Raw genomic sequence first — 4,499 nt, forward strand, 5'->3', positions numbered from 1 at the left:
TGGGCCTGCGCGTGGGTGGGCAGGTCGAGATCGATACCACGCTGTACCGCATGGCGCCGGACGCCATGACCGCCGAGCTGCCGGGCGGTCACCAGGGCATTCCATGCTACGGCCACGTCAATCTGGGCGATGGGTATTCGCTGCACCGCTTCTATCTGGATGACGATGCGTTCCTGCAGGTAACCACCGTGGGCGGCGATCTGGAAGCGATGAAGGCGTTCGTGTATTGCGAGACGGTGAACCCGCCCAGCAAGCAGGCGTTTCAGGAGTTCGTGATGCAGCACCCCCACCTGGGCGCGGCGCAGATCGACTACGCCGGCAAGCGTTGGCACCGCGCCACACAATCCACCGACGACACTGCGCGCATCCCGCCGATCGCCTATGACGAAGTGCTGTACCGCTACCAGCCGCCGCGTCGCGATGGCGACCTGACCCACTACGCCATGCTCTATAGCCGCGAGGTGCCCGAGCTGCAGCGCGAGGAGTTTCTGCTGGTCACCGGCGAAGATTCCGGCCCCAACGAATTCTGCGTGACCTACGCAGTCGGCATCGATGTCACCGTCGCCGATCTGGATATCACCTGAGCGTGCGCTCGCCCTTCACTCAACCGGTCCTGTCATGAACCCGATCAACCTTCAGAGTTTTCTCGCGTTTCTTTCGTATTTCGGTACCGGCCTGGGCGTGTTGATCGTCTCGGTGGTACTGGTGACCCTGGTGACGCCGCACAAGGACTTCACCCTGCTGCGGCAGGGCAATGTGGCCGCCGCAACGTCGCTGGCCGGCAACCTGATCGGCGTGGCACTGCCGCTGCATTCGGCCATCACCCACTCGGTGAGCCTGGTCGATGCCTTGATCTGGGGCCTGGTGGCCTGCGGCATCCAGGTGGTGGCGTATCTGCTGGCCAATCTGGTCGCCGGGCGCATCTCGCGCCAGATCACCGACAACGTCACCGCTGCGGGCATCTTTTCTGCGGGCGTGTCGATCGCCGTGGGCCTGATCAACGCCGCGGCGATCACGCCGTAACGGAGCCTGCGCCATGAAGCGATCACGCAATCTCAAATTGACCCTGATGGCCGCCTTGCCGGCGGCCCTGGTCACCGGCTGCGGCTCGGAGCCGGAAACCGGCGTGGTGTTGCAGTCGGCGTCCGACTGCTACCAGGTCAAGCAGGAACAGAGCGACATCCAGCAATGCCTCAAGGCGTATGACGAGGCGGTGACCAAGCATCAGCAGGCCGCGCCGCGCTTCAACACGCGCTACGAGTGCGATGAGCAGTTTGGCAGTTGCACGGCAGTCCAGAACCCGCAGGGTCAGCAGAGCTGGATTCCGCCGATGGGCGGGTTCTTGTTGGGCTATGCGCTGGGCAACATGACCGGCGGTGGCGGCTATCGCTACGGCGGTGCGATTCCGCTGTATCGCGATTACCGCAGCGGCGGCTTCTACAAGCCCAACGGCGATCTGGCCAGCAACCGCATCGGCACCGTGCGCGGGCGCAGCGGTGCGATCGACATGCCGACGCGCGCCATCACCGTGTCGCGCTCGGGCTTTGGCTCCAGCGCGGCGGCACGCAGTTCGTTCGGCAGCGGCGGGCGCAGCTCCGGGTTCGGCGGCTGACATGCAACGCATCCTGATCCCCGAACGCGCGGACTGGCGCACACAGGCCGAATCGCTGGGCTTCCACTTCCACACCATCGACGGCGCGCCGTATTGGGACGAAAGCGCCTACTACGCGTTTTCATTGCAGCAGATCGAAGAGGACATCGAAGCGCCCACCCAGGACCTGCACGACATGGCGATGCAGCTGGTGGACGAGGTGGTGGGCTCCGAGCAGCTGCTGACCCAGCTGGCCATTCCGCCGTTTTACTGGGGCTGGATCGCCACCTCGTGGAAGAACCGCGACCCGCACCTGTACGGGCGCATGGATCTGGCCTATTCGGGCAATGGCCCGGCCAAGTTGTACGAGCTCAATTACGATACGCCGACCTCGCTGTATGAGGCCGCGTATTTCCAGTGGCTGTGGCTGGAGCAGCAGATCGACAACGGTGTGCTGCCCAAGGGTACCGATCAGTACAACCTGATCCAGGACCTGCTATGCGAGGCGCTGGGCGCGCTGGCGGTAGATGGCGCCATTGGGGCGCAGATGCATTTCGCCGCGGTCCGCGATTCGCTGGAAGATCGCGCCACCGTGCGTTACCTGCGCGATTGCGCGCATCAGGTCGGCATCGCGACGGAAGAAGTGGCCATCGAAGACATCGGCCTGAGTGCCGAGGGCTGGTTCACCGATGAGCAGGACCGGGTGATCCAGACCTTGTTCAAGCTGTATCCGCTGGAATTCATGATGGAAGAACGCTTCGGTCCGGCGTTGATCGCCAACCGCGTGCGGCTGATCGAACCGGCATGGAAATCGGTGCTGAGCAACAAGGGCATCCTGCCGCTGCTGTGGGAGCGCCACCAAGGGCATCCGAACCTGCTGGCGGCGCGTTTTGCGCAGGCCGGCGAAGCGCCGGCTGCAGGGTGGGTGCGCAAGCCGCTGCTGTCGCGCGAGGGCGCCAACATCGCGCTGGTCACGGCACAGGGCGACGCCGCGCAGACCGACGGCCCGTATGTGGATGGCCCGGCGATCCTGCAGGCGCACCATCCGTTGCCGGTGTTCGATGGCCGCCATGCGCTGGTGGGCAGTTGGGTGGTGGCCGATCGCCCGGCCGGGCTGGGCATGCGCGACGACGATGGCCCGATCACCCGCGACACCTCCCGCTTCGTGCCGCACGTCATCGTCGATTGACCGGCAGCGGCGCGGGCATCGCCACTGCCAGGTGGCGGTATGACGTGCGTGATCCATCGTCTTGTGTGGTGCACCGGTTGTGTGGTGCACCGGACTCCGGTGTGCCAGAGCTTGGCGAGCCTGCTGCCAGTGCATGTCACGCAGCGGCGCACGCCGTGCGGATCGCGCGTGACACAGGCGCCGGCGCTGCGCAAGGCCTCGGTTGGCTGCAAGGCGCTGCATCTTTTCCACACCCCCTGTGGATGGAACTTGCACAAGGCTGTGGACAACTGCGTGCAGGCCCCGGCCTGCAACGCTGTCAAGATGGGTGGCGAAAAAATGACCAGTCGCTCGCAGGCAGCGATCGGCCGTGGTTTTCGCAGCGATCCCGGCAGAATCGGCAAAGTCCTGCGAGGCGCACCCGGGGTCGCAGCGGTGCGCTGCCCCAGCCAGGCATGGCGGCTCTGCAAGCTGCACGCGCTGTTTTACCTCCAGCCCTGCCGCACACCGCTACCATCTCCACACGCGTGGGCACGGCCACATACCACGTGCAGCAGCGCTGTGGTGATCACACCCGCCGCGCCACCACGAAGCTCGCCACCGCCAGCAGCCAGGCCAGTGCGAAGACGCTGAGATAAGCAGCCGGCGTCGCCGATGCCAGCAACGCGGCGAACAGCGCGCCGGCCAGGGCCAGCATGCCGGCCACCGCGATCGCCTCGCTCAATTGCAGCGCCGAGCTGTTGGCGCCTTGCTGCGCGGGCGGCGACAACGACAGCGTCAGCACCGACAGGCTGGGATACAGCAGCCCCATGCCCAGGCCGGTCAACGCCCAGCCGGCCACGGCCACCGGCACCGGAATCACCGGCCAGACCGCGCCCGCGCTGATCGCGATGCCGAGCATCATCAGCAAGGCGCCGGTCTTGAGCAGGCGCGGGCGCGACCAGCCGGCGCGGCTATGGCCCTGGTACCACGAGCCGCTGAACCACCCCAGCGCGCCTACGCTCAACGCGATCCCGGCCAGCAGCGGCGACAGCCCGCGCTCGCGCGACAGCAGCAGCGGCAGGAACGCCTCGAAGCCGAAGAACGCCGCCGCCGCGATACCGCGCAGTGCGATCACGCTGGGCAGCCCGCGTGCCAGCGTCAGCGTGCCGGCGGGTAGCAGACGCCAGGCACATGCCACGGTGAGCACCAGCGCCGGCACCATCGCCATCAGCGCCGGCAGGCCATGCAGCTGGCCGCCCAGGTACACGCCCAGCACGCCCAGTGCCGCGCCGATGGCCCAGCCCAGCAGTACGCCGGACTGGCTGGGCCGCGCGCCGGACCAGCGCCGCCCACGCAGCGCCGGCCACAGCATCAACCCGGCCGGAATCGCCAGCAGCGGCACCGAGAGGAACACCCAGCGCCAGCCGATGTGCTGCACGATCAGCCCGCTGATGCCCGGGCCGATCAACGACGGCACCACCCAGCCGGCAGAGAACGCGGCAAACACGCGTGGCCGCAACGCTTCCGGATACAGCCGCCCGACAATCACGTACAGGGCCACCGAATACGCACCGGCGCCCAGCCCCTGCAGCAGGCGCCCGGCGATCAGCCAGTGCATGTCCGGCGCCAGGCCGGCGATCAACAGGCCGATTACAAAGCACAGCAGGCCGCTGCCCAGGGCAGCGGCGGGGCCGTGGCGGTCGCTCCAGCGGCCGGCCGCGGTCATGCCCACCACGCTGGTGGCCAGCGTCCCGCCGA

5 protein-coding genes are annotated in these 4,499 nt (G+C 67.1%); 4 read left to right on the forward strand and 1 reads right to left on the reverse strand.

Annotated elements, in window-relative coordinates; translation table 11 throughout:
• From OZ10_RS19710 to OZ10_RS19725, 4 genes are all read left to right on the forward strand, one after another.
• On the forward strand, positions 1-584 hold a 584-nt coding region (locus OZ10_RS19710; protein ID WP_039566751.1), incomplete at its 5' end, for a YjfK family protein.
• Between the two features lie 34 nt (positions 585-618).
• Positions 619-1,023 carry a DUF350 domain-containing protein gene (locus tag OZ10_RS19715; RefSeq protein ID WP_039414407.1) on the forward strand — a complete coding sequence of 135 codons (405 nt, stop codon included), beginning with the start codon at positions 619-621 and terminating at the stop codon, positions 1,021-1,023.
• Positions 1,024-1,036: 13 nt separating this feature from the next.
• Positions 1,037-1,612, forward strand: coding sequence for a DUF1190 domain-containing protein (locus tag OZ10_RS19720; protein ID WP_039414410.1), 576 nt, complete (start codon positions 1,037-1,039; stop codon positions 1,610-1,612).
• A 1-nt stretch (position 1,613) separates the two neighbouring features.
• Positions 1,614-2,780, forward strand: a complete 1,167-nt coding sequence (locus OZ10_RS19725; RefSeq protein ID WP_039414413.1) for a glutathionylspermidine synthase family protein — start codon at positions 1,614-1,616, stop codon at positions 2,778-2,780.
• Positions 2,781-3,327: 547 nt separating this feature from the next.
• Here the strand turns inward: OZ10_RS19725 and OZ10_RS19730 are convergent.
• On the reverse strand, positions 3,328-4,499 hold a 1,172-nt coding region (locus OZ10_RS19730), incomplete at its 5' end, for an MFS transporter (RefSeq protein WP_039566753.1).

The organism is Xanthomonas cannabis pv. cannabis (assembly GCF_000802365.1).
GTDB lineage: Bacteria > Pseudomonadota > Gammaproteobacteria > Xanthomonadales > Xanthomonadaceae > Xanthomonas > Xanthomonas cannabis.